Origin of the sequence: Sphingomonas sp. So64.6b (genome assembly GCF_014171475.1) — a bacterium.
GTDB lineage: Bacteria > Pseudomonadota > Alphaproteobacteria > Sphingomonadales > Sphingomonadaceae > Sphingomonas > Sphingomonas alpina_A.
Window position 1 is genome coordinate 3,275,519 of record NZ_CP048817.1, and the last position, 24,869, is coordinate 3,300,387.

Annotated in this window: 24 protein-coding genes; 18 read left to right on the plus strand and 6 right to left on the minus strand. The window is 64.4% G+C overall.

Annotated elements, in window-relative coordinates; all coding sequences use genetic code 11:
- The first annotated feature begins 206 nt into the window (after positions 1-206).
- The 3 genes from G4G27_RS15785 to G4G27_RS15795 are packed head-to-tail and all read left to right on the plus strand — an operon-like array spanning position 207 to position 2,885.
- Positions 207-551, plus strand: a complete 345-nt coding sequence (locus G4G27_RS15785) for a hypothetical protein (RefSeq protein ID WP_183109534.1) — start codon at positions 207-209, stop codon at positions 549-551.
- A 1-nt stretch (position 552) separates the two neighbouring features.
- On the plus strand, positions 553-1,056 hold the full coding sequence (locus tag G4G27_RS15790; protein WP_183109535.1) for a type II TA system antitoxin MqsA family protein: 504 nt from the start codon (positions 553-555) through the stop codon (positions 1,054-1,056).
- Positions 1,056-2,885 (plus strand): AAA family ATPase, encoded by a 1,830-nt coding sequence (locus G4G27_RS15795; RefSeq protein WP_183109536.1) that lies wholly within the window; start codon positions 1,056-1,058, stop codon positions 2,883-2,885. Before G4G27_RS15790 ends, G4G27_RS15795 begins: the two co-directional genes overlap by 1 nt.
- Before the next feature lie 205 nt (positions 2,886-3,090).
- Here G4G27_RS15795 and G4G27_RS15800 read toward each other — a convergent pair whose 3' ends face one another.
- The gene (locus G4G27_RS15800) at positions 3,091-3,657 is read right to left on the minus strand and encodes a hypothetical protein (RefSeq protein ID WP_183109537.1); all 567 of its coding nucleotides are present in this window, start codon (positions 3,655-3,657) and stop codon (positions 3,091-3,093) included.
- Between G4G27_RS15800 and G4G27_RS15805 the strand changes: the two genes are divergently transcribed.
- Positions 3,648-4,034: a metalloregulator ArsR/SmtB family transcription factor gene (locus G4G27_RS15805; protein ID WP_267134669.1), complete on the plus strand. Its 387-nt coding sequence runs from the start codon at positions 3,648-3,650 to the stop codon at positions 4,032-4,034. The two genes, G4G27_RS15800 and G4G27_RS15805, sit on opposite strands and share 10 nt — an antisense overlap.
- Positions 4,035-4,067: 33 nt before the next feature.
- Here G4G27_RS15805 and G4G27_RS15810 read toward each other — a convergent pair whose 3' ends face one another.
- Complete coding sequence (locus G4G27_RS15810; RefSeq protein ID WP_183109538.1) at positions 4,068-4,544, minus strand: Lrp/AsnC family transcriptional regulator; 477 nt, start codon at positions 4,542-4,544, stop codon at positions 4,068-4,070.
- A gap of 137 nt (positions 4,545-4,681) precedes the next feature.
- Here G4G27_RS15810 and kynA point away from each other — a divergent pair, with 137 nt between their 5' ends.
- Genes kynA through G4G27_RS15845 form a run of 7 tightly spaced genes read left to right on the plus strand, consistent with a single transcriptional unit; the run spans position 4,682 to position 12,471 of the window.
- Entirely contained in the window at positions 4,682-5,473 is a 792-nt protein-coding gene (kynA, locus tag G4G27_RS15815; protein ID WP_183109539.1) for a tryptophan 2,3-dioxygenase, read from the plus strand.
- A gap of 17 nt (positions 5,474-5,490) precedes the next feature.
- Entirely contained in the window at positions 5,491-6,705 is a 1,215-nt protein-coding gene (kynU, locus tag G4G27_RS15820) for a kynureninase (protein ID WP_183113845.1), read from the plus strand.
- Positions 6,702-8,198: a benzoate-CoA ligase family protein gene (locus G4G27_RS15825; RefSeq protein WP_183109540.1), complete on the plus strand. Its 1,497-nt coding sequence runs from the start codon at positions 6,702-6,704 to the stop codon at positions 8,196-8,198. The genes kynU and G4G27_RS15825 overlap by 4 nt, the downstream gene beginning before the upstream one ends.
- The gene (locus G4G27_RS15830; RefSeq protein WP_183109541.1) at positions 8,195-10,495 is read left to right on the plus strand and encodes a bifunctional salicylyl-CoA 5-hydroxylase/oxidoreductase; all 2,301 of its coding nucleotides are present in this window, start codon (positions 8,195-8,197) and stop codon (positions 10,493-10,495) included. The genes G4G27_RS15825 and G4G27_RS15830 overlap by 4 nt, the downstream gene beginning before the upstream one ends.
- A complete protein-coding gene (locus tag G4G27_RS15835) occupies positions 10,492-11,253 on the plus strand; it encodes an SDR family NAD(P)-dependent oxidoreductase (RefSeq protein WP_183109542.1) in 762 nt (253 codons plus the stop codon). The genes G4G27_RS15830 and G4G27_RS15835 overlap by 4 nt, the downstream gene beginning before the upstream one ends.
- Positions 11,250-12,059, plus strand: a complete 810-nt coding sequence (locus G4G27_RS15840; RefSeq protein WP_183109543.1) for an enoyl-CoA hydratase family protein — start codon at positions 11,250-11,252, stop codon at positions 12,057-12,059. Before G4G27_RS15835 ends, G4G27_RS15840 begins: the two co-directional genes overlap by 4 nt.
- 1 nt (position 12,060) lies before the next feature.
- Positions 12,061-12,471, plus strand: a complete 411-nt coding sequence (locus G4G27_RS15845; protein WP_183109544.1) for a RidA family protein — start codon at positions 12,061-12,063, stop codon at positions 12,469-12,471.
- An 80-nt stretch (positions 12,472-12,551) separates the two neighbouring features.
- On the opposite strand, the gene G4G27_RS15850 is transcribed toward G4G27_RS15845, so the two are convergent.
- The 3 genes from G4G27_RS15850 to G4G27_RS15860 form a co-directional block, all read right to left on the minus strand.
- Positions 12,552-13,340 carry a LytTR family DNA-binding domain-containing protein gene (locus G4G27_RS15850; protein WP_183109545.1) on the minus strand — a complete coding sequence of 263 codons (789 nt, stop codon included), beginning with the start codon at positions 13,338-13,340 and terminating at the stop codon, positions 12,552-12,554.
- A complete protein-coding gene (locus G4G27_RS15855; protein WP_183109546.1) occupies positions 13,337-14,461 on the minus strand; it encodes a histidine kinase in 1,125 nt (374 codons plus the stop codon). Before G4G27_RS15855 ends, G4G27_RS15850 begins: the two co-directional genes overlap by 4 nt.
- 85 nt (positions 14,462-14,546) lie before the next feature.
- On the minus strand, positions 14,547-15,308 hold the full coding sequence (locus G4G27_RS15860; RefSeq protein WP_183109547.1) for an NRDE family protein: 762 nt from the start codon (positions 15,306-15,308) through the stop codon (positions 14,547-14,549).
- Between the two features lie 197 nt (positions 15,309-15,505).
- Here G4G27_RS15860 and G4G27_RS15865 point away from each other — a divergent pair, with 197 nt between their 5' ends.
- Positions 15,506-17,083, plus strand: coding sequence for an ABC-F family ATP-binding cassette domain-containing protein (locus tag G4G27_RS15865; protein ID WP_183109548.1), 1,578 nt, complete (start codon positions 15,506-15,508; stop codon positions 17,081-17,083).
- A 29-nt stretch (positions 17,084-17,112) separates the two neighbouring features.
- On the opposite strand, the gene G4G27_RS15870 is transcribed toward G4G27_RS15865, so the two are convergent.
- Positions 17,113-18,033: a LysR family transcriptional regulator gene (locus G4G27_RS15870; RefSeq protein ID WP_183109549.1), complete on the minus strand. Its 921-nt coding sequence runs from the start codon at positions 18,031-18,033 to the stop codon at positions 17,113-17,115.
- A gap of 102 nt (positions 18,034-18,135) precedes the next feature.
- Here G4G27_RS15870 and G4G27_RS15875 point away from each other — a divergent pair, with 102 nt between their 5' ends.
- The 6 genes from G4G27_RS15875 (at position 18,136) to G4G27_RS15900 (ending at position 24,867) form a co-directional block, all read left to right on the plus strand.
- A complete protein-coding gene (locus tag G4G27_RS15875; protein WP_183109550.1) occupies positions 18,136-18,834 on the plus strand; it encodes a pirin family protein in 699 nt (232 codons plus the stop codon).
- Positions 18,835-18,882: 48 nt separating this feature from the next.
- A complete protein-coding gene (locus tag G4G27_RS15880; protein ID WP_183109551.1) occupies positions 18,883-19,710 on the plus strand; it encodes an alpha/beta hydrolase in 828 nt (275 codons plus the stop codon).
- 153 nt (positions 19,711-19,863) lie between these two features.
- Positions 19,864-20,901, plus strand: a complete 1,038-nt coding sequence (locus G4G27_RS15885; RefSeq protein ID WP_183109552.1) for an SEL1-like repeat protein — start codon at positions 19,864-19,866, stop codon at positions 20,899-20,901.
- Positions 20,902-20,983: 82 nt separating this feature from the next.
- Positions 20,984-21,877 (plus strand): alpha/beta hydrolase, encoded by an 894-nt coding sequence (locus G4G27_RS15890; RefSeq protein WP_183109553.1) that lies wholly within the window; start codon positions 20,984-20,986, stop codon positions 21,875-21,877.
- Positions 21,878-21,967: 90 nt separating this feature from the next.
- On the plus strand, positions 21,968-24,340 hold the full coding sequence (locus G4G27_RS15895) for a penicillin acylase family protein (protein WP_183109554.1): 2,373 nt from the start codon (positions 21,968-21,970) through the stop codon (positions 24,338-24,340).
- A complete protein-coding gene (locus tag G4G27_RS15900) occupies positions 24,337-24,867 on the plus strand; it encodes a GNAT family N-acetyltransferase (RefSeq protein WP_183109555.1) in 531 nt (176 codons plus the stop codon). Before G4G27_RS15895 ends, G4G27_RS15900 begins: the two co-directional genes overlap by 4 nt.
- Positions 24,868-24,869 lie beyond the last annotated feature (2 nt).

Sequence of the window (24,869 nt, forward strand, 5' to 3'; positions counted from 1 at the left end):
ACAATTCTGACTAACGAGCAGCGATGACACCTCGCTTTGCTCGGCTTCACCAACCCTATACTGCGTACTGAAGAAACCGGATTCGCTCGCAAAAACCGGAAACCGCGCAGTTGACTAGCCAAATTTGCCCTTGACTTTGATGGTATCAATTGATACCTGCGAATTTAGGAGGGTAAAGGGGCAAAAAAATAACGGGGAAGAGGCCAGTGAGCCCGGAGATAAGACGCCAATTGATTGAATATTGTGGTTCCTCGCGCACACGAGTGGTCGGCACTTGGCCGGACCTTCCATCAAAATGGCGTCCGGACACTGTCAGGACGCCTGATGGATTTGGGATGTTCACCCGAGTCGGCGCGTGGGATTTTATCGGCGAGTGCCTCGAAGACGAGAATATCCAAATCTATGAAATTTTGCTCGATCGTCCGCCTGGTAAGCGAGCGTGGTACTTCACCGTGCCGGGCCACGATGGCACGATGATTTATATCAAAATTCATTTCGGCCCCTCGAACGTGGTCGGACGCAGCTTCCATATTAGCAATGACGAGAAATGATGTGACTGACATCGTCCCAACAGATGTTTCGACAGAGCCGTGCCGGCTTTGCGACGATAGCGTCGCGGCTGCCGGAAACAGAGTCGAGCACTTTGTCTACGGCGATGGCGATGACGCGGTTATGCTACGGGCAATGATCCCGATTTGGTCATGCATCGCGTGCGGTGGTTCTTATTATGGCGAAGATGCCGAGAAGGCGATGCACAACGCAGTCTGTGATCATCTGGGACGGCTGCGCCCCGGTGAGATCAAGGCAATTCGTCTCCGGCGCGGCCTCAACCAGATCGAGTTTGGTGACGAAACGGGAATTGGCAGCGCATCTATCAAACGCTGGGAGAGCGGTTCGCAGATTCAGACAAAGGCCTTCGACAATTTGCTGCGCTACTTCGCCAAGGGCCCATTACCGCTTACCGCGAACAATTTCGGTGAGCCGGTCTTCCAGACAAACGTAGAGGAGCGTCGCGACGCAGCCGATCATTTTAGCCTCACGGTGTGCACGGGCTGATGTACACAATCACATTCTACTCATTCAAAGGCGGCGTCGGACGCACGATGGCGCTTGCCAATGTTGCCGCCATCTTGACGGGCATGGGCCGTCGCGTGCTGGTCGTCGATTTCGATCTCGAAGCCCCTGGCCTTCCCAGCTACGAACCCTTCCGCGGACTGGAATGCAAAAACGGGGTAGTCGATTTCGTTCATGAATATCTGCGGACCAACATTTCTCCGAATGTAGGGGCATTCGTTGCTGAAGCCTCGATCGGCGGCAAGCCAATCTGGATCATGCCGGCGGGCAGTCATACTTCCACGGGCTATTCCACTGATCTGAGCACAATCGACTGGGTTAGTCTTTATCGCGACCGGTCAGGCTTTCTTCTGATGGAAGACCTCAAGCAGCAATGGGCCGCGTTTGAAGGTCATGGTTTTGATTATGTCCTGATCGATAGCAGAACTGGTCACACTGATGTCGGCGGAATCTGCACTAGGCAGCTGCCCGACGCCGTGGTGGCGATGTTCGTGCCGACGCGTCAAAATTTGGAAGGGCTCGCGCCAATCGTTCGCGCCATAAAAGCGGAGAGCGCTCCTGTCCGAAAGAGGATCATTACGCTTCACTATTGCCCATCGAATGTTCCAGATATCGACGATGAGAACGATATTCTCAGAGGCCTTCTCCAAGAGGCGAAGACCACACTGGATTACATCTCACCGGCAGCGACGATAAATCATTATAGCCACCTGGAGATTCTCGAGCAGAAAATTTTCGCTGTTGCCCATGCAAAGTCGCGCCTCGGCAAGCAATATAGTCAGCTTACTAAGGCGCTCATCGCGGAGAATCTTCGAGATCGTGACGGCGCGCTGATCACGCTGGAGCGGCTTCCGGCTCAGTTCGATGCTGCAAGGCGAGAAGGCGATACGAAAGTTGTCGACCGGTTGAACTCCAAGGCCACAGTCATCCGCAAGAATTTTAGCGACGATGGTGAAATCGCTTTTTCGCTCGCGCGCGCAGCGGATAAAATGATTCGGCCGGAGGAAGAGATTGCAAGCCTCACGGTTGCGATCGATCAGGGTTTCGAGACCAATTGGGCGCAGCTTCGTCGAGCCTTCGTCTATTCCTCGCTCGGCAGAGACAAGGAAACGGAGGCGGATTTGAAGGCCGTTATCCTGTCAAAGGATGTCAAGCGACTTGAGGCTACACCAGCGCTCGATTTCCTTCGAACGCTACTCGAAAATGACCCCGAGCAGCTTGAGAAGACGTTATTCGAACTCGCGCGGGCGCCCGACCTCGACGATGATCTGCGAGGGCGCATTCTGCAGAATGCCATCCGATCGCGGAAATGTGCTGAAGACGTTCTGGAGATTGTCACACAATACAGACGCTCGGATGAGGATGCAGGTTCGCGTCTTTTCAATGTTCACGTTTGCGCACTTATAGCGCTCGGGCGATTTGCCAAGGCGATTGATATTTTGGGTGGTCGCACGAACGTTCTTAAGGCTGGCGACGTGGCTCAGATATTCAATCTGGCTATTGCTGAATGGGGCTTGCACGGCGAGGCACCCCGCGACCTGTTCAACGAGGTTAAACTGTTTCTTGAAAGCCGGGCGACGCATGACGCAAATGCCCGGCAGTGCTTCGCGCTTACTTTGATGGTTTGCGGAGAACGCGAAGCTGCACTTTCCGAATTGCGTGAAGCCCGCCAAGCGATCGCGCCGTTGGTCAGTAGCTTTAGCTGCTGGCAATACCTTGAGCGGTATGAGGAAGAATTCGAGCAGGACCTGGACGACATGGAAATCGTTTTCCGGTCAGACCAGCCGATCCGGCTTCCAATTTTCAGCTAAAAAAAGGGCCCAAACCTCTCGGTTTGAGCCCAGCCGAATTAGCTCGATATCGTCACTTAATCTTCGGCTGGTTCCTGATAGGACATATGCTGGCCTCCTTGATTCGCTGTTTATATGGCGTGTAAATTAAGAGATTCCTACACCTATCTCACTCGATGCTGACCCACCGGCAAATTTTCTAGCGCATGACAAATTAACTTCCAACTCAATACGCGGTTCCCAGCGGAGAGTTGACAGGAGGTAGCCCGCCGCGATCGGCTGGATTGCCGCCGTCGTTGAGCGCCGATATAGAGCCCATCGGTATCCGACGGCGCGTCGACTTTGCCACTTGCCCCGGGTTGGCCCGCTTTCCTCGTCTGAAACGACGCTCGACCGGCGGTTTGCCATATCTGCCATGTGGTCGTGCGATGCCGAGTTCTTCGTCATCAACCACATATTCGGCGCGATTCACATCGCTCTTCGGCCTCTTCATGCCTGTTCTCCGGCGTGCCATGTCACGCACCAAGAGTGAAAGCCCATTCGATGGACCATTTGAATCGAGCAAGACCGAAAGTGAGCAGCCATGATTTCCACCCCGCCACGTCCCGATTTTCCCGTAAGCGCCGCGCAAATTTCCCGTTATACCACACCGGTTTTTCGCGTAGTTTTTCCCGTAGCTTCCCGCAGAAAACCCAAAAAAAGCTTTTACCCGCAGGACTTCCCGTAGCTGCAGGAATTTGATGACCTCAACAGCGCCAAAATGCGCTGCGACTTCGAAACGGATTGAATCCACCGATACAATTCCGCCTGTCCAAAGGCGAGCCTTTGACGATCGCCGAATCTATCCAGCGCGAATTCGGCATCACCCAGGCCGCGGTGTCGCAGCACCTCCGCGTGCTGCGCGACAATGGTTTTGCCCGGTCGCGCGTCGATGGTGCGCGCCGCATCTATTCGGTCGATACCGGGCCGTTGCAGGACGTCGATGCCTGGCTCGACCGCTTCCGCGCCTTTTGGGAACCGAAGCTCAGCGCGCTCGACACTGAAATCGCGCGCGGCAAGAAGAAGCGGCGCATGGCACAAGCCGATTCAACACCTGCGCCGAGTGATGGCAATGTTGTGCCTGACGAGTCCTTATCCGGCCCGGCACGCTCTTTCTCATCATTGAAATGACCAAACCGCCCTTCGCTATTGGCGCGGAAACGCTCAGCCTTTGGGCGACCGCGCGCGCGACAAGGCGGCCTGGGTGACGCGACCACCGCGCTTGACCGTCTTCAGGCAGATCATGGTCGAGGATCGCTGCACGCCGGGCAGCACGACGATATCGAAGCGCAGCAGATGGTCGAGGTCGTCGACATCGCGGCACGCCACGCGCAGCACATAATCCGCCTCCCCGGCGATGGTATGGCATTCGAGGATCGCCGGGGCGGCGAGCACCGCCGCTTCGAACGCTTCGCGCCGGGCGGAATCGATCATCACCTGGACGAACGCGGTCACGCCCAGTTCGAGCCGCGCCGGATCGATGTCCGCGCGGTAACCGGTGATCACGCCCGCCTCCTCCAGCGCCTGCACCCGGTTCCAGCATGGCGTCTTGGACAGGCCGACACTGTCGGCAAGCGTCGCATAGGACTGCCGCCCATCGGCCTCCAGTGCACCCAATATCGCATGATCGATCCGGTCCATAACCGCTCCTCCAATCGCCGGCTTCGCAGGACGATGTTCTGAAAGCACGCAAGATTTCCGGTGATCGTTTTGCAGGATCGCCGATAAGGAGGCAATCGGAGAACAATGGTTCTGCGCTTTCGCGTTACCCATGGTCGATGAGCGCCCCCATCACCTATCGCAGCTATCTGCGCTTGCCCGACCTGCTGTCCTGCCAGTCGCCCTTGTCCGATGCACATGACGAATTGCTGTTCATCTCGATCCACCAGGCCTCGGAAATCTGGCTTAAGCTCGCGCTGCACGAACTGCGTGCGGCGCGCGAGCATGTCGTCGCCGACGATCTGCGCCCCGCCTTCAAGATGATGTCGCGCGTCGCGCGCATCCAGTCGCAGATGATCCAGAGCTGGGAAGTGCTCGCGACCATGACCCCGGCCGATTACACGCGGATGCGCGACCGGCTCGGCACCAGTTCGGGTTTCCAGTCCGACCAGTATCGCGAGATGGAATTCATCCTCGGCAACAAGGATGCCGAGATGGTCGCGCTCCATATCGACGAGCCGGAGGTGCACGCGACGCTGCAGGCCGCACTGGAAGCGCCGAGCCTGTATGACGAGGCGCTGCGCCTGCTCGCCCGGCGCGGCTTTGCAATCCCCGCCGACCAGCTCAACCGCGACTTCACCAGGACCTATACCGCATCGGCCGAGGTCGAGCGCGCCTGGGCGACGGTCTATGCGAAGCCGGAGGAATATTGGGACCTGTACGAACTCGCCGAGAAGCTCGTCGACATCGAATATCATGTCCAGCTGTGGCGCTTCGGCCATCTCAAGACGGTCGAGCGCGTGATCGGCTTCAAGACCGGCACCGGCGGCACCGCAGGCGTGCATTATCTCGCCAAGGTGCTGGAAAAGACCTTCTTCCCCGAGCTGCTCACCGTGAGGACGCGTTTGTGAGTCTCACGCTGGCGGAGATGGAGGCGCGAGACGCGGCCGATCCCTTGCGCGCCTGCCGTGACGCGTTCGACCTGCCGCCGGACGAAATCTATCTCGACGGCAATTCGCTCGGCGCGCTGCCTCATGCGACCGCAGCGCGGGTTGCCGCGACGATACGCGACGAATGGGGCAAGGGCCTGATCCGCAGCTGGAACAGCGCCGACTGGATCGGCGCGCCGGCGCGGCTCGGCGGCAAGATCGCCAGGATCGTCGGCGCCGCGCCGCATGAAGTGCTGGTCGCGGACTCGACCTCGGTCAATCTCTACAAGCTGCTCGTCGCCGCGGTGCGGGCGCAGCCGGGCCGGCGCGTGATCCTGTCCGAGCCGGGCAATTTTCCCACCGACCTCTATGTCGCGCAAGGCGTCGCCGCGACGCTGCCGGATTGCGAACTGCGCACCGTGCCGCGCGACCGGATCATCGATGCGATCGACGAAAGCGTCGCGGTCGTCATGCTCACTCATGTCCATTACCAGAGCGGCGCGCGCTTCGACATGGACGCGATCACGCGCGCGGCGCAGGCGAAAGGCGCGCTGATGCTATGGGACCTGAGCCATAGCGTCGGCGCGGTGCCGGTCGATCTGAGCGCCGCCAATGCCGATCTCGCGGTCGGCTGCGGTTATAAATATCTCAATGGCGGCCCCGGCGCGCCGGCCTTTCTCTATGTCGCGGAGCGGCATCAAGCCGCGCTGCGCTCACCGCTGTCGGGCTGGATGGGCCATGCCGCGCCGTTCGACTTCACCGACGATTATGCCCCCGGTCCGGGCATCGCCCGCTTCCTGTGCGGCACACCACCGATCCTCGGTATGGCCGCGCTGGAGGAAGGGGTCGATCTGTTCCTCGCGGTCGATCGCCCGGCCCTGTTCGCCAAGGGCCAGGCGCTTTGCTCGACCTTTATCGAACTGGTCGAGACGCGTTGCGCCGGCCTTGGCCTGACCGTCGCGACGCCGCGCGACCCCGACGCGCGCGGCAGCCATGTGTCGCTGCGCCACGCCAATGCCTGGCCAGTGATGCAGGCGCTGATCGCACGCGGCGTGATCGGTGACTTCCGCGCGCCCGATGCGCTGCGCTTCGGCTTCACCCCGCTCTACACCAGCCATACCGATGTGTGGCACGCGGTCGAGGCGCTGCGTGACATCCTCAGCAGCGGCAGCTGGGACCAGCCCGCCTTTTATGTCCGTACGGCGGTGACATGATCGTCAACGCCGCCGCCGCCCTGCTCGAACGCAACCGCGACCGGCCCGACGCCATCGCGCTGATCGATGATCGCGGTGCGTGCAGCCATGCCGAGCTGGCCCATCGCGTCCACAGCTTCGCCGGCGTGTTGCGCGCACGCGGCGTCGCACCGGGCACGCGCATGATGCTCTGCGCCGAGGACAGCATCGAATTTGTCGTGGCCTGCCTTGGCGCGATCTGGGCCGGGGTGGTGCCGGTGATGGTCAATCCGCAGCTCAGCGCCGCCGACTATCGCTATCTGCTCGACGATAGCGGCGCGGGCCTGCTGCTCGTTTCGCCGGCCGCGCTGCCGCGCTTTGAGGGGTTGATGGTACCCGAAACGATGATCATCGACGACCTGCCCGATGTGACGCCGATCGACTTGCCCGCGCCGGCCGCGCCGGACGATGTGTGCATCTGGCAATATTCCTCCGGCACCACCGGCCAGCCCAAGGGCACGATGCATTCGCACGCCGCGATGATCGCCGCGCCCGGCCTGTTTGCCGAGGAAGTGCTCGCACTCTCGCCTGAGGACATCACCTTCTCGGTATCGAAGATGTTCTTCGGTTACGGCTTCGGCAATTCCGTGCTGTTCGCGCTGTGGCACGGCGCGACCGCGATCCTGATCGCGGAGCGGCCGACCCCGGCGGCAGTGCTCACGCACATGGCGGCGCACCGCCCGACCATCCTCTACAGCGTGCCCGGCTTCTACGCCGCGCTGCTCGCCCAGCCGGACGTCCCGCCACAGGTCATGGCCCAGGCCTTTGAGCACCTGCGGCTATGCGTCTCGGCCGGCGAGGCGCTGCCCGCCGAGCTGTGCCGCCGCTGGCAGACGCGCTTCGGCGTGCCGATCGTCGACGGCATGGGATCGACCGAGATGCTCCACATCTTCCTCGCCAATCGGCCGGGGGAGATCGAACCCGGCACCACCGGCCGCCCAGTCGCCGGCTATGAGCTGGAGCTGCGCACCGAAGACGGCACGGCCGTGGCGGCGGGCGAAGTCGGCGAGCTGTTCGTGCGCGGCCCGACCCGCGCGCTCGGTTACTGGAACAAGCCGGACAAGGCCGGCACGGTGTTCGTTGACGGCTGGGTCAGGACCGGCGACCGGTTCCACCGCGATGAGGTCGGGCGCTTCATCTATCATGGGCGCGGCGACGACATGCTCAAGGTCAACGGCATCTACGTCTCACCGTTCGAGATCGAAGCGGCGCTTGCCTCACACGACGCGGTCGGCGAAGTCGCGGTAGTCGGCGCGCCCGACGCGGACGGGCTGACCAAACCGGTCGCGTTCGTCGTCGCCGCGCCCGGCGCCGCGTGCGATTGCGACGCGCTCAAGGCGCACGCCAAAGCATTGCTCGCGCCGTACAAATATCCCCGCCGCATCCTGCTGGTCGATGCCCTGCCCAAGACCGCGACCGGAAAGATCGAGCGTTTCAGACTGAGAGAGTGGGCGCTCGACAAGGTGGGGGCATGAAGATCGCCTGTCTCGGCGGCGGCCCCGCCGGCCTGTATTTCGCGATCTCGATGAAACTGCGCGACCCGGCTTGCGAGATCGACCTGTTCGAACGCAACCGCGCCGGCGACACGTTCGGCTGGGGCGTGGTCTTTTCCGACCAGACGCTCGCCAATCTGACCGCCAATGACCCGGCCAGCGCCGCGCTGATCAGCGACGCCTTCGCGCATTGGGACGATATCGCGGTCCATATCAATGGCGAGACGATCCGCTCCGGCGGGCATGGTTTCATCGGCATCGGGCGCAAGCGGCTGCTGACCATCCTGCAGGACCGGGCACGAGAGCTCGGCGTGCGGCTGTTCTTCGACCATGAGGCCGCGACCGATCTCGACGCCTGGACCGACTATGACCTGGTGATCGCGGCGGACGGCGTGAACAGCCGGATGCGCGACCATTACGAGGAGCAGTTCGGCGTCGATGTTGATGTCCGCCCCAACAAGTTCATGTGGCTCGGCACGCACCAGGATTTCGACGCCTTCACCTTTGCCTTCGAACGGACCGAGGCGGGTTGGATCTGGGCGCATGCGTACCGCTTCGACGACCAGACCTCGACCTTCATCGTCGAATGCGCCCCCGATACCTGGGCTGCGCTTGGCTTCGACCGGATGGATCAGGCGGAGACGACGGCACGGCTCGAAGCGATCTTCGCGGACCATCTCGGCGGTCATGCGCTGATGTCGAACGCGGCACATCTGCGTGGTGCTGCGGTGTGGCTCAACTTCCGCCGCATATTGTGCGAGCGCTGGGCCTATCGCAATCTGATCCTGATCGGCGATGCCGCGCATACCGCGCATTTCTCGATCGGTTCGGGCACCAAGCTCGCGCTCGAGGATGCGATCAAGCTGGCGGAAGTGCTCAACCGCCCCGGCCTGTCGCGCGATGCGGCGCTCGACGAATATCATGCCGAGCGCTCGGTCGAGGTGCTCAAGCTGCAGAACAGCGCGCGCAACTCGACCGAATGGTTCGAGACGCTGGAACGCTATCTCGATTTCGCCCCGATCCAGTTCGCCTATTCGCTGCTCACCCGCTCGCAGCGCGTCAGCCATGAGAATCTGCGGCTACGCGACCGCGACTGGCTCGAAGGCGTCGAACACTGGTTCCACGCCGAGGCCGGCGCCCCGACGACCGAGGCAGTGCCGCCGATGTTCGCGCCCTTCCGTCTGCGCGAGATGAGCCTCGCCAACCGTATCGTCGTATCGCCCATGGCGACCTATTCGGCCGGACCGGATGCCACGCCGACCGACTTCCATCTCGTCCATTACGGCGCACGCGCGCAAGGCGGCGCGGGACTGGTCTTCACCGAGATGACCTGCGTCTCGCCCGAGGGACGGATCACCCCCGGCTGCACCGGCATGTATGCGCCAGAGCACGTCGCGGGCTGGCGACGGATCACCGATTTCGTCCATGCCAACAGCACGGCGCGGATCTGCCTGCAGCTTGGCCATTCGGGATCGAAGGGATCGACCCGGCTTGGTTGGGAGGGGATGGACCAGCCGCTCGAACAGGATAATTGGCCGCTGATCGCCGCCGCCGATATCGCCTGGACGCCGGGCAATGCGCAGCCCCGCGCGATGACGCGCGACGATATGGACGCGGTGCGCGACCAGTTCGTCACGGCGACACGCATGGCGGTCAACGCGGGGTTCGACATGATCGAGCTGCATGCCGCGCATGGCTATCTGCTCTCGGGCTTCATCACACCGCTGCAGAACCGCCGCACGGATGATTATGGCGGCAGCCTCGCCAACCGGCTGCGCTATCCTCTCGAAATATTCGCGGCGATGCGCGAGGTCTGGCCCGCCGAACGACCGATGTCGGTGCGCATCTCGGCGACCGACTGGATGGCGGAGGCGGGCATCACCCCCGACGACGCGGTCGAGATCGCACGCGCCTTTGCGCAAGCCGGCGCCGATCTGATCGACGTGTCGGCAGGCCAGACCTGGGCCGAGGCGAGCCCGGTCTATGGCCGCATGTTCCAGACGCCCTTTGCCGACAAGATCCGCAACGAGGCGAAGCTGGCGACGATGGCGGTCGGCAACATCTTCGAACCCGACCATGTCAACGCGATCCTCACCGCGGGCCGCGCCGACTTGGTCGCGCTCGCCCGGCCGCATCTCGCCGACCCCTATTGGACGCTCCAAGCCGCCGCCGCGTTCGACTATCGTGGCGTGTCGGTACCGCCGCCTTATCTTCCGGGCCAGATGCAGCTGACCCGCAATTTGAAGCGCGCGGCCGAGATGGAAGGGCTGAAGACATGACATCGCTCACCGGGATTCACGCGGTGGTAACGGGCGGCGGCACCGGGATCGGCGCGGCGATCGCGCGGCGCCTTGCCGCGGAGGGCGCGCTGCTGACGCTGGTCGGACGGCGGATCGAGCCATTGCGCGCGGTCGCCGCCCCGCTCGGCGCGATGGTCGCACCCGCCGACGTGACCGATCCCGAGGCGGTGGCCAAGGCGTTCGAGCGCGCCCGCGCAGCCCATGGCCCGATCGCGATGCTGATCAACAATGCCGGCGCGGCGTCGAGCGCGCCCTTCGCCCGCACCTCGCTCGCCGACTGGCGCGCGATGACCGCGATCAATCTCGATTCGCTATATATCTGCACCCATGCGGCGCTGACCGACCTCAAGGCCGCGCCGATGGCCCGCATCGTCACCATCGCCAGCACGGCGGGGGTCAAGGGCTATGCCTATACCTGCGCCTATTGCGCGGCGAAGCATGGCGCGATCGGCTTCACCCGCGCGCTCGCGGCGGAACTGGCGACGAGCGCGATCACGGTCAACGCGGTATGCCCCGGCTTCACCGATACCGATCTGGTCGCCGGAGCGGTCGCGGGGATCGTCGCCAAGACCAGGCGCAGCGCCGAGGATGCACGTGCCGAACTGGCCCGTTTCAATCCGCAAGGCCGACTGATCGAACCGGCCGAAGTCGCCAACACCGTCGCCTGGCTGTGTCATCCGGACAGCGGATCGATCACCGGACAATCGATCATCGTCGCGGGAGGGGAAGCCGCATGACTCCAGACACCTATGCGCCACAGCATTTCGCCTGGCATTACGATCGGGGCGTCGCGACGATCATCTTGTCGCGGCCCGAGCGCAAGAATCCGCTGACCTTCGACTCCTATGCCGAACTGCGCGACCTGTTCCGCGACCTGGTCGATGCGCCGGAGGTGAAGGCGGTGATCGTCACCGGCGCAGGGAGCAATTTCTGTTCGGGCGGCGATGTGCATGAGATCATCGGACCGCTGACGAAGATGGACATGCCCGCGCTGCTGCGCTTCACGCGCATGACCGGCGATTTGGTCAAGGCGATGCGCGCCTGTCCGCAGCCGGTGATCGCCGCGATCGACGGCATCTGCGCGGGCGCGGGTGCGATTATGGCGATGGCTTCCGACATCCGGATCGCGACGCCGCGCGCAAAGACCGCATTCCTGTTCACGCGCGTCGGGCTCGCCGGCTGCGACATGGGCGCGTGCGCCATCCTGCCGCGGCTGATCGGCCAGGGCCGCGCGTCCGAACTGCTGTTCACCGGCCGGACGATGAGTGCGGAAGAGGGCGAGCGCTGGGGCTTCCACAACCGGCTGGTCGATCCCGCTGCGCTGCTCGCCGAAGCGACCGCGCTGGCGCGCAGCCTCGCCGACGGCCCCAATTTCGCGCATGGCATGACCAAGACTCAGCTCAACGCGGAATGGGCGGTCAGCCTCGACGTAGCGATCGAGATGGAAGCGCAGGCGCAGGCGATCTGCATGCAGACCGCCGACTTCGCCCGCGCGTACGAGGCGTTCGCCGCCAAGACCGTGCCGGTGTTCGAGGGCAATTAGGATGACGCTCCACCAGACCCTGTTGCCCGATGGCTGGCCCCGGCCCAAAGGCTATGCCAACGGCATCCTCGCCGAAGGGCGGATGATCTTCACCGGCGGCGTGATCGGCTGGGACGAACAGGAGCGCATCGTCGCCGACGACCTGCCCGGCCAGTTCCGCCAGGTGATGAAGAACATCCTCGCGATCCTCGCCACGGGCGGCGCCGGTCCCGAACATATCGTCCGGCTCACCTGGTACATCACCGACCGCGACGCCTATCTCGCCGCGCAAGCGGAGATCGGCGCGATCTGGCGCGACCATATGGGGCGCAACTATCCGGCGATGGCGGTGGTCACGGTCACCTCCCTGATGGAAGCGGCGGCGAAGATGGAGATCGAAGCCACCGCAGTGCTGCCGGTCCCTGCTTCCTGACCGTCCAAGCGGGCTTACTATTTGATAATGCGAGCTCGCACCCTGGAGTCACGGGATGGTACATCGGACCTGAGAGCAGCCTAAGGAAAACCCGTCTCGCTTGCCGTGGGGGTATCGACGCGCTTGATCAGCTGGCGCAGTCCGCCACTGAATTTGCGGCCGACCGGCGCTTCCACGCCGCTCGCCATGGCGGCGGCGAGTGCGCCGGTGGTCTTGCGGCGCAGTCCGGCGATCGCCGTCCTGCGGCAGATGGCGGAACGATGGACGCGAATGAACAGCGCATCGTCGAGCTGAACCTCCAGCGCCGACAAAGTCATGCGCACCAGCCCGCCGCGCCCGTCATTGGTGTGAAGCCGGACATAATCGCCATGCGCCTCGACCCATTCGATATCGTCGATCCTGACGCGCAACACTTCGCGGTGGCGATGCGTCCACAGGCTCTCGATCGGCGCCTGGCTGTCCGGCGCCGGGTCCGGCCCAGGACCGGCATGGATCGCACGACCGCTCAGCCAGGTTCTGGCGCGGCCGATCGCCATGGCGAGACGATCCGGCGCGACCGGCTTCAACAGGTAATCGACCGCATCGACACCGAACGCCCGGACCGCATGGGAATCGAACGCGGTGACGAAGATCACCGCCGGCATCGTATCGCCGGCCAGTCGTTCGACGATGTCGAAACCGGTCAGTCCGGGCATCGCGATGTCGAGAAAGACCAGGTCGGGCCGTACATCGCCGATCATCGCGAGCGCTTCACGCGCCCTGGTCGTCGCGGCGACGACTTCCACGCCGCCGACCTCGTCAAGCGTATGCCGGAGCCTGGTCAACGCCAGCTGCTCGTCATCGACCAGGATCGCGCGCAACCGCTTCATCCGAGCTTCTCCAGCGGCAGGCGGATTTCCGACCGAAAGCCCCCCTGCTCGCGCGGCATCGCGGTCAGCGTCGCACGATCGCCGAAATGAGCGCGCAACCGGTCGCCGACATTACGCAACCCCAGCCCGCTTCCCGCGCTGTTCGGTGCGGCACCGGCGCTGTCGTCCTCGACGGTGATGCGCAATTCGTTGCCGCATAGCATGGCATGAATCGCGACGATGGTCAGTTCCTCGGAGCGTTCGACGCCATGCCGCAGGGCGTTCTCGACCAGCGGCTGGAGGATCAACGCCGGCAAGCGCATGTCGAGCAAGGCGTCCGGAATATCGATGACGACCTTCAGCCGTTCCGAAAAACGCACCTCCTCGATCTGCAGATAGAGCCGCTGCAAGCCGATCTCCTCGCGCAGCGGGATCATCGTTTGCGGGTCCTGGATGAACGTACTGCGTACGAACGCCGACAGGTTGAGCAGCATCAGTTCGGCATCGGCATTGCGGTGTTCGAGCACCAGCGACGATATCGAATTCAGCGTGTTGAACAGGAAGTGCGGATTGACCTGATAGCGCAGCGTTGCGATCTGCGCCTCCTGCGCCAGCTTGGCCATTTCCGAGATGCGCGCCTGCTGGTCCTGCACCTCCCAATGATAGGTCAGCGCGAGATAGGTCCCGGTCCATGCCAGGCAGTATCCGAGCCAGATCAGCACCCATTGTATACGTTCCCCAAGCTGGAACGGCGCCATCTCCGGAATCGGCACGATCACCCGGTTGAGCAAGGTGCTGAACGCCGTCAGTGCGACCGCCATCGTCAGTGCGCCGACCGTTCCCCAGATCACAAATTGCTCAAAGGATCGCATGCGCAGCCCGTCGAGCAGGCGCACCATCCCGAAACAGAGCATGGCACCGAACGCGGCGGTCAGCAGCCGGCGTGGGCCAAGGACGTCGAACGGCAGGTCGCTCATCGCTGCCGCCCTGATCGACAGCATGCTGAAGGTGAAAATCCAGAACGCCGCGGTCAGCCAGAGGATCGACCGCCCCCGCGGCGATAACCACGGCCCCCGCGATCGGCGCGTATCGACGGTCGTATCGATCGCGGCCGGTGCACCTTCGGTAGGCGCTCGCGTCATGACGCTGGCTGTCGATCGCGGCATGTGATTGCGGCCCATCCCCTGTTCGGACTTCCGCCCGAATTCGCGGCCCTGTTAGAGCAAGTCAGCCCGGCCAGCAAAAGGACAATGCCGTCTCGCCAGCCGCCTCGCCCTCTGCCGTGTAGCGCCGCTCGACGATCAAGCCCTGCCCCTGGTCGTCGATCGCCACCACGGTGCCGCACCGCGTGCCATAAACCGGATTGCGGATGAAGATCGGCGAAAGCCGGGCTTCCTGTGGCACGTCGGACGGGTCGGCGGGACGCAGGCCGACATCGGGCAGCACATCGTCGCTCAGCCGATCGAGCAGCGTTTCGGGGTGCGTCGCATCGCCGACGATCCAGTCGAGCAGCATGGCTTTCAATTGCATCGTCTTGGGCCAGGGTTCGTCGAGCGTTCCGTTCGACAGGCCATAAATGCCCGAGGCGAGGCTGGAACGGATCGGCTCCGGCCGGTTCGACAGGAAATGCGCCTGATCGCGGTCGACCATGATCAGGTTGAACGGGTTGAAGTCGGACAATTCGGCCTGGAGCGGGTCGGCATAACGCCCCTCGCCCGCCAGTAGATCGGTGACCAATGCGCCGCGCGACGCCCGGTCGGGGGCCGGGCCGCCATAACCGCGCAAATTGGTGATCACCGCCATGCGTCCCCGTTCGGACACACCAAGCCAGGTCCCGCCCGATTGCAGGTCTCGCCCGGCGATGAGATGATCGGGCCGTTCCCAGCGCGCCAGCGGCGCGGCCGGCCGGGCATGCAATTCATCGCGATTGCCGGCCACGATCAGCCGCCAGCGGGGATGGGCTCGCCATGCAAAGGCCAGGACACACATGGCTCGTCTATCGCTTACCCGGCGCGTTGTGGCGACAGGAAAACGCGGGCAAGCGGCAGGGTCCCGGACTTGTCATCGGGACTTGTCATTGCTGCGAATGGACATCACATAACGCCCCAGTCGCCCATTGAAGGAGGTTCCCGTGAACGATCGGCTACGCATTGCGAAACGCCTTTCCTCTTGCATCACGGTGACTCATGCCTGCCTTTCTCACACTGGATTCCATCTCCGCCGCCACGCCTGACCGGCGGCTACTGTTCGACACGCTGACGCTGAGCGTCGGCACCGAGCGCATCGGTCTGGTCGGGCGTAACGGCTCGGGCAAATCGACCCTGATGCGTATCGCCGCCGGTGAGATCGCGCCGGTCGCGGGCAGCGTCACGCATAATGGCAGCATCGGCATGCTCGTCCAGCATTGGGCCGACGACCTCGCGGTGTCGGACGTGCTCGGCGTGACTGTGCCGCTCGCCCGGCTCGCCCGGATCGTCGCGGGCGAAGGCAGCGAGGACGATCTGGCAGAGGCGGACTGGTCTCTGGAAGCCCGGGTCGATGCGGCGCTGGCCGAGGTCGGTCTGCCCGCGCTGGCGCTCGACCGCCGCATGGCGACGCTGAGCGGCGGCGAGCGCACCCGCGTCGCGATCGCGCGATTGCTGATCGAAGCGCCCGACCTGCTGCTGCTCGACGAGCCGACCAACAATCTCGATAACGACGGGCGCGCAGCGATCGATGCGCTGATCGCCGGGTGGCGCGGCGGCGTGCTGGTCGCCAGTCACGATCGCGCGCTGCTCGAGCAAATGGACCGCATCGTCGAACTCACGCCGATCGGCGTTCATGTGTTCGGCGGAGGTTGGTCCGCCTTCGTCGCAGCGCGAGACGCGGCGCGGACGCGCGCCGAAGCCGGGCTCGAACGCGCCGACGATGCGCTACGCAATGCCGAACATGCCGCGCAACGCCAACGCGAAAAGAAGGCGCGGCGCGACAAGGCCGGTCGCGCGTTCGCGGCAAGAGGATCGGAACCGAAGATCCTGCTCAGCGCGCGCGCCGAACGCGCCGAGAATAGCGGCGCGCGCGACCATCAACTTGCCGGCCGGCTGCTTGGCGATGCCGCCGCGCGGCTCGACGAGGCGCGCTCGCAGGTCGAGATCGTGACGCCGCTGACCATCGATCTTCCGCCGACCGGCTTGCCCGCCAATCGCGAAGTGCTGGCGATGGATGCGGTGACCGTCGCCGTCGGCGAGCGCCGGCTCGGCCCCTGGACGCTCGAGCTGCGCGGCGCGGAGCGGATCGCGGTCACCGGGCCCAATGGTGCCGGCAAGACCAGCCTGATGCGCGCCGCGCTGGGGCTGACGCTGCCGACCAGCGGCAGCGTGCGCCGCGCCGAGGGTCGGCTCGCCATGCTCGACCAGCATGTCGCGTTGCTTGATCATGACCGGAGCATCCTCGACAATTTCCGCGCGCTCAACCCGACGCTCGACCTTCAGGCCGCGCATGCGGCGTGCGCGCGCTTCGCCTTTCGCAATCGCGACGCGCTGCAGCCGGTCGGCACGCTGTCCGGTGGCGAGCGGCTCCGCGCGGGTCTCGCCTGTGTGTTGGCGGGCGAGCGGCCACCCTGGCTGCTGCTGCTCGACGAGCCGACCAATCACCTCGACATCGGCTCGATCGAAGTGCTGGAGGCGGCGCTCGCCGAATTTGACGGCGCCTTGCTGGTGGTGAGCCATGATCGCGCCTTTCTCGATGCGATCGGCGTGACGCGCGAGGTGGCGCTGGCTGGGTAGCGCTGGGACACGAACGCTGGTGGAAATGATCAGGCCGGTTCGTCCCATGGCGGCGTCGCCAGCGCCTTGGCGAGATGATCGATCAACACCTGGACGCGCAGTGGCCGCAGCGACGATGGCGGCGTGAGCAGATGAAGGCCAAGCGGCGGCACGGTCCATTCGGGCATGGCGATTTCGAGGCGGCCCTCGCGCAACTCGCGCCAGACCAGGAACTCCGGCTGCAGGGCAAGGCCCTGTCCGGCAAGCAGCGCCGGATTGAGCATATCGGCATTGTCGGTCCAGATCCGCACCGGGGGTTCGACCAGCTCCTCGCCGAACAACGGATGCGAAAACCGCCACACGCCGCGCGGACCGCCGCCGGTATAGGCGAGCGCGGCATGATCCATGAGCTGGGCGGGATGCGTCGGCCGGCCGCGCGCGTCGAGATAGGCGGGCGACGCCACCAGCAGGATGCGCACCGTGCACAGACGTCGCGCCAGCAATGATGAATCCTCCAGCCGGGCAATGCGCAACGCCAGGTCGAAGCGTTCGGCGATGAGATCGACGCGCCGATCGCTCAGCGCGAAATCGAGCGTGATCTCCGGATAGGCGTCGAGAAAGGCCGGCAAGGTCGCGCCGACATAAGCGATGCCGAACGACAGCGGCGCACTGATCCGCACCAGCCCGCGCGGGATCGTCGACTGCTCCGCCGCCTCGTCCTCGATCGCCTCGCCTTCGCTCAGGATCCGCGTCGCGCGTTCGAGCGATGCGCGCCCGCCCTCGGTCAGCGACAGTCGCCGCGAGGTCCGCGACAACAGTGCGATGCCCAGCCGCGCCTCAAGCCGGGCGATCGCCTTGGACACGGTCGGGTTGGACAGGCCGAGCTCCTGCGCCGCTCCGGCGAAGGAGCCGCGTTCGGCGACCTTGGCGAAGATCGCCCAGGCTTCGAGATCGGGGAGGCGACGTGTCATTTTCGGCAATGATGTGATGCCATCCTTTCTATTTCGTCAAGTCCGATTTGTCCGCATCTTGGTTCCAACGAAGCATTCTCGCTTCAAAATCGGAGACACAAGATGATCGAACGTCGGCCCTTTGCTCAACTCGGTGGCGCCAACCATGGATGGCTAGATGCCAAGCATCATTTCTCGTTCGCCAGCTATTATGATCCGTCGCGGATGGGCTGGGGCCCGATCCGGGTATGGAACGACGATACGATCGAGGCCGGCACCGGCTTCCCGCCGCACGCCCATGCCGACATGGAAATCATCACCTATGTCCGCGAAGGTGCGATCACGCACCAGGACAGCCTGGGCAATAGCGGCCGCACCGAAGCGGGCGACGTGCAGGTGATGAGCGCCGGATCGGGCGTGCGCCATTCCGAATATAATCGGGAAACCGAAACCACGAAGATCTTCCAGATCTGGATCGAACCCAAGACACGCGGCGAAACACCGTCCTGGGGCGCCAAGCCTTTCCCCAAGGGTGAGCGTTCCGGCCGGTTCGTGACCCTGGCCAGCGGTTTCGCCGACGATGCGGATGCCCTGCCGATCCGCACCGATGCGCGCATCGTCGGCGCCTCGCTGAAAGCCGGCGAGACGGCGGAATATGCGCTCGGCGCAGGTCGTCACGTCTATCTCGTTCCGGCCAAGGGCTCGGTCGAAATCAACGGCGTGCGGATCGAAACGGGCGACGGCGCCGCCATCGCCGATGAAACCGCGCTGCGCGTCACCGCGATCGACGACGCCGAGATCGTCCTTGTCGACGCCGCCTGATCCTCAAACTGTTCCAGCCCCCGTCAATCCACCACCAGGAGACAAATCATGACCATTATCACCACCAGGGACGGCACCGAAATCTTCTACAAGGATCTCGGCCCCAGGGACGCTCAGCCGATCATGTTCCACCATGGCTGGCCGCTCAGCGGCGACGACTGGGATGGGCAAGTGATGTTCTTCCTCGATCAGGGGTACCGCGTGATCGCGCATGACCGGCGCGGGCATGGCCGGTCGAGCCAGGGCTCGACCGGGCACGACATGGACACCTATGTCGCCGACGTCGTCGAACTGACCGACGCGCTCGACCTGAAGAACGCGATCCATATCGGCCATTCGACCGGCGGCGGCGAAGTCGCGCGCTATGTCGCGCAGGCCAAGCCCGGCCGAGTGGCCAAGGCGGTGCTGATCAGCGCGGTGGCGCCGCTGATGGTCAGGACCGCCGCCAATCCCGGCGGCACGCCGATCGAGGTATTTGATGGCGTCCGCCTGCAGACCGCGACCAACCGTCCGCAATTCTATCTCGACTTCACCCTGCCCTTTTACGGTTACAACCGCGACGGTGCAGACGTGAAGCAAGGCGTGCGGCAAAACTGGTGGCGGCAGGGCATGATGGGCGGCATCAAGGCGCATTATGACGGCATCGCCGCTTTCTCCGAAACCGACTTTACCGAGGATCTGAAGAAAATCGCAGTGCCGACATTGATCCTGCACGGCGAGGACGACCAGGTCGTGCCGTTCGCCGATTCAGCCGCGATGTCCGCGACCCTGGTGCCCGGCGCAGTGCTGAAATCCTATCCCGGCTATCCGCACGGCATGCCGACCACCCATGCCGAGCCGATCAACGCGGACCTGCTGAGCTTCATCAGGGGCTGACTCTTCTCGGGTGCTGCCAACGGGCGCGTGGGGTGTTTCCGGCACTCCACGCGCCTTGTCCCTTCCTTCCTGCTCGCATTTTTCCGGGACATCGGCTTTTTCCACGTTCAAGGCAGGGCTTGTTGGCAAATATGAGTTGAAGAGGCTGGATCGATGATGGCGCGACGATGGATCATCGCCCTTGCAGCGCCAATGGTGCTGATCGGCACGGCGCCAGTCAGCGCATTTGCTCCGCAGGAGACGGCGGCCGAGCGCGGGTCCGGCCAAACAATGCCGGAAGTCACGGTGCCTTCCATCGCCTCAGGCACCGCTCCGACGAATCCGGGCGAGCCCGATAGCGGCAGCAGCGAAGTCAGGGTGCTGGAAGAGGCGTGCGGTAACGACGGAATCTCCGACTGTGCGACTCTCGCAAAGCGTTTCGCCGATGGCGAGGGTGTCGCGAAAGACGAAGCGCGCGCCGCGACGCTGTTCGACAAGGCCTGCATTGGCGGCGATGCGGATAGCTGCACCCTGCTCGGTCTCGCCTATCATAAGGGCAATGGCGTGCCGCGAAGCGCCGAGCGCGCGTCCGCCTATTTCGCTCAAGCCTGCGAGAAAGGGAGCCCCGCCGATTGCGGCAATTTCGGCCTGTCGCTGGTCAATGGCGATGGCGTGAAGAAGGACGTCGATCGCGCGTTCGGTTATTTCTCCGCCGCCTGCAAACACGGCAATGCCGCGAGCTGCTCCAGCCTGGGCGCGGCCTATTCGCTGGGCGTCGGGGTCAAGGCCAATGCGCGCCGCGCCCGGCACCTGTTCAAAAAATCGTGCGACCATGACGATGCAGGCGGCTGTTATAATCTCGGCGTCGTCTATGATCAGGGTCTGGGCGTGAAGAAGGACCCGCACCGCGCCGCCTCGCTCTATACGGGCGCTTGCGATCGGGATGACGGCGCGGCGTGCGGCAATCTCGGGTCGCTCGCTCGGGATGGCCGCGGCATCGCCAAGGACGTCGTTCGCGCCGCCGAGTTGTTTCGCAAGGGCTGCGACCTCGATGATGCGGACGGGTGCCTCAATCTCGGCCGGGCGTATCAGGCGGGTTCGGGCGTGACGCAAGACTCGCAACAGGCGGCCAGCTTCTATCGGCGCGCGCTGGAAATCGAGCCGGACAAGGCCGATGCCCGCAACGCGCTCGCCGCGCTTGAGCCGCACTGACAAGGGTCGCGACTGCAATCGGATCACGCATCCGTTCTTCATCCCGTACGTTTCGGAAAAGCAGCAACCGTGAGGCAGCGCCATGCTGGATGGTTTCGACGAACGGACGATCGAGGTCGAAGGGACGGCGATCTTCGCAAGAACCGCAGGCCGTGGCCCGCCGCTTCTGCTGCTGCACGGCTTTCCCGAAACCCACATCATGTGGCGCGATGTCGCACCGCGGTTGATCGACCGCTTCACCATCGTATGTGCCGATTTGCGCGGTTATGGCCGCAGCGGCTGTCCCGCCTCGTCGCCCGACCATCTCCCTTATTCGAAACGAGCCATGGCCGCCGACATGGTCGAAATGATGGCGCGGATCGGCTTCGACCGCTTCATGGTCGCCGGCCATGATCGCGGCGGGCGCGTCGCCTACCGCATGGCGCTCGATCACCCCGATATGGTCGCGAAGCTGGCCGTGCTCGACATCGTGCCGACCGCTACCGCCTGGGATCGGGCCGATGCACGGCTTGCGCTGGGTTTCTGGCCCTGGACCTTGCTCGCCCAGCCTGCGCCGCTGCCCGAACGATTGATCGGCGGCGCGCCCGAAGCGGTGATCGACAGTGCGCTGGCGCAATGGGGCTCCGACGGCAAAGCCTTTTCCGATACGGTCAGGACGGCCTATGTCGATGCCTTGCGCGAACCGGATCATCTTCATGCGATTTGCGAGGAGTATCGCGCCGCGGCAGGTGTCGATCGCGACCATGACGCGCAGGACATGGCAGCGGCGCGGCGCATCGCGTGCCCTTTGCTCGCGCTGTGGAGCTGCCAGGGCGCGCTGTCGAGCTGGTACGAAGACGCTGGTGGCCCCTTGGCGCTTTGGCGGCAATGGTGCGACGATGTTCGCGGCCATGCCGTTGCGGGCGGTCATTTCTTTCCGGAAGAGTATCCGGCGGACACCGCCGCAGCGCTCGGCGCCTTTTTTGAGCAGTTATGAGCGTCCCGAGGATCGACCCGGCGGCCACTGGACTCGACAATCCTGCTACGCCCGATCATCGACCGGTGTGTCGAAAGGAAGACCTGAAGCATGAAGCGTGCGCTCTTCGCTGGCCTGGCAGCGGCCCTGCTTCCGACCATCGCCGCTGCCGAGGTCCGGCAGGATGGCTGGAACGTGCGCGGCCTGACCGCGCCGGCGGAGATCATCGTCGATCGCTGGGGCCTCGCGCATATCTATGCGGCGAGCGAGCGCGACACCTATTTCCTGCAAGGCTATAACGCCGCGCGCGACCGGCTGTGGCAGATCGACCTGTGGCGCAAGCGTGGCCTCGGCCTGCTTTCGGCCAGCCTCAGCCCGGACTATGTCAAACAGGACCGGGCCGCGCGACTGTTCCTCTATCGCGGCGACATGAAGGCCGAATGGGCCCGCTACGCGCCGGGCAGCGAAGCGCGTTACACGGCGTTCGCCGAGGGGATTAATGCCTATGTCGATGAGATCGCGGCCGGCGGGAAACCGTTGCCAGTCGAATTCACGCTGTCACGCAGCCGTCCCGATCATTGGCGGGGCGACGAGATCGTCCGCATCCGCAGCAACACGCTCGTCTCCAATGCCAAGCAGGAAGTGCTGCGCGCGCGCGTCGCCTGCACCGGTGGCCTGGCCGCCGATCGCCTGCGCGTGCGTCTCTATCCCGATCACACGCCCGAAATGCCCAAAGGGCTCGACCCATGCGTCGTCACGCCCGAAGTGATGGCCGATTATCTGCTCGCCACCGGCGAAGTCGCTTTCACGCCGGGCGCCGCTCCGGCGCCGGCACCGCTCGACCAGGCGGCCGAAACGGCCCGCCTCGACGGGTCGAACAACTGGGTCATCGCCCCTTCGCACACCGCGACCGGCCGGCCGATCCTTGCCAATGATCCGCATCGCAGCCTGCTCGTGCCGAGCCTGCGTTATGTCGTGCATCTCGAAGCGCCCGGCCTTTCGCTGATCGGCGCGGGCGAGCCGGCCACGCCCGGCGTGGCGCTTGGCCATAACGGGCATGGCGCGTTCGGCCTGACCATCTTCGGCACCGATCAGGAGGATCTCTACGTCTATGCGCTGAAGCCGGGAGATCCCGATTCCTATCGTTACCGCGACGGGTGGGAGAAAATGACGATCGTGCGCGAAAGCATCCCGGTTAAGGGCGGCGCGCCGGTCAATGTCGAACTGCGCTTCACCCGACACGGACCGCTGCTGTTCAGCGATCCGGCAAACGGCCGCGCCTTCGCGCTGCGCACTGCCTGGTCCGAGCCCGGTGCATCGGGTTATGCCGCCGCATCCTGGCTGGCCTCTGCGAAGAGCTGGAGCGATTTCCGCAAAGCCGCCGATCATTGGGGCACGCCGCCGCTCAACCTGATCTGGGCGGACACCACGGGATCGATCGGCTGGGTCGCCGCCGGGCTGGCCCCGATACGGCGCAACTGGGACGGGCTGCTGCCGGTGCCCGGCGACGGACGCTATGAATGGCGCGGTTTTCAGAAGGCGGCGACGCTGCCGCAGGTCAAGGATCCGACGCAGGGCTGGTTCGCCAGCGCGAACGAAATGAACCTGCCGCCGGGTTATGCGGCCACGCCACCAAGTTTCGAATGGGGCGAACGCAGCCGGATGGATCGCATCTCCAAGGTGATCGCGAGCAAACCGCACTTCTCGATCGACGATGCGGTCGCGTTGCAGATGGACACGCACAGCGAGCTCGCGCCGCGGCTGATCGCGCTGAGCAAACGACTGCAGCCCGCTGACCCCGACACACGCCGCGCGCTGACCCGGCTCGCCGCCTGGGACGGCGACCTGTCCGCCGAAAGCATAGCGGCGACGATCTACGAGACCTGGGCGACGCAACATCTCGGCCGCGTGCTTGCCGCGCACAGCACGACCCCGGCGGCGCAGGCGGTGATCGATCTCGGCTCGCCCGATGCGGCGCTGCGCATCCTCGAAACGCGCGACCCGCTGCTCGGCAAGGATCCGGTCGGCAGCGTCGACGCGATCCTGCTCGAAAGCCTCGATGCGACGCTCGCCGACCTGCGAGAGCGGCTCGGCCCCGACATGGCGACATGGCAATGGGGCCGGCTCCACACGATCCAGGTCTCGCCGGCGATCGCGCCGCTCGCCGATCCGGCGCAGCGGCAGGCAATGACGGTCGGCCCACTCGGCATCGGCGGTTCGGGCTCGACCCCTGCCGTGGCCGCTTATCGTGGCGGCAACTTCGCCGTGGTGCACGGCCCGTCGGTACGATTGGCGATCGATGTCGGCGACTGGGACAAGTCGGTGTTTCTCAACATGCCGGGACAATCGGGCGATCCCGGCGATCCGCATTATCGTGACCTGTTTCCCGGTTGGGCGGCCGGCCATTATGCGCCCCTGTCCTATACCCGCGCGGCGGTCGACCGGGCGGCGGAGCGGATCATCCGCCTGAAGCCGGCGCCATGAGCGACGCCGCGATCCTGGGGACGCCGCGCCTGATTCTGCGGCGCCCGATCGAAGCGGACTTTGCCGACATGTTCGCGCTGTGGAGCGATGCCCAGGTGCTGCGCTTCATCGGCCCGCCGGGCAATCGGCAGGATGTCTGGGCACGGCTGCTGCGATATATCGGCCACTGGTCATTGTTCGGCTACGGATACTGGATCGTGCGCGAAGCCGACACGGGATATTTCGTTGGCGAGGCGGGCATCGCCTATCAGCGCCGCGCCGATATCCCTGCGCTGGACGACGATCCGGAAGCAGGCTGGGCGCTCGCCGCCTCGGCACAGGGTCATGGATATGCCGGTGAGGCGCTGGCAGCGATCCTCGCCTGGGCCGACGCATCGCTCGACGCCGCGCGCACCACCTGCATCATCGACCCCGCCAATGCGGCGTCGGTGAAACTGGCCATGGCACAAGGCTATCGCCGCTTCGCGAGTACCGAGCTCAAGGGCAACGACATCGACCTTTTCGCCCGGCCACGTGGGGGCGCCTGACC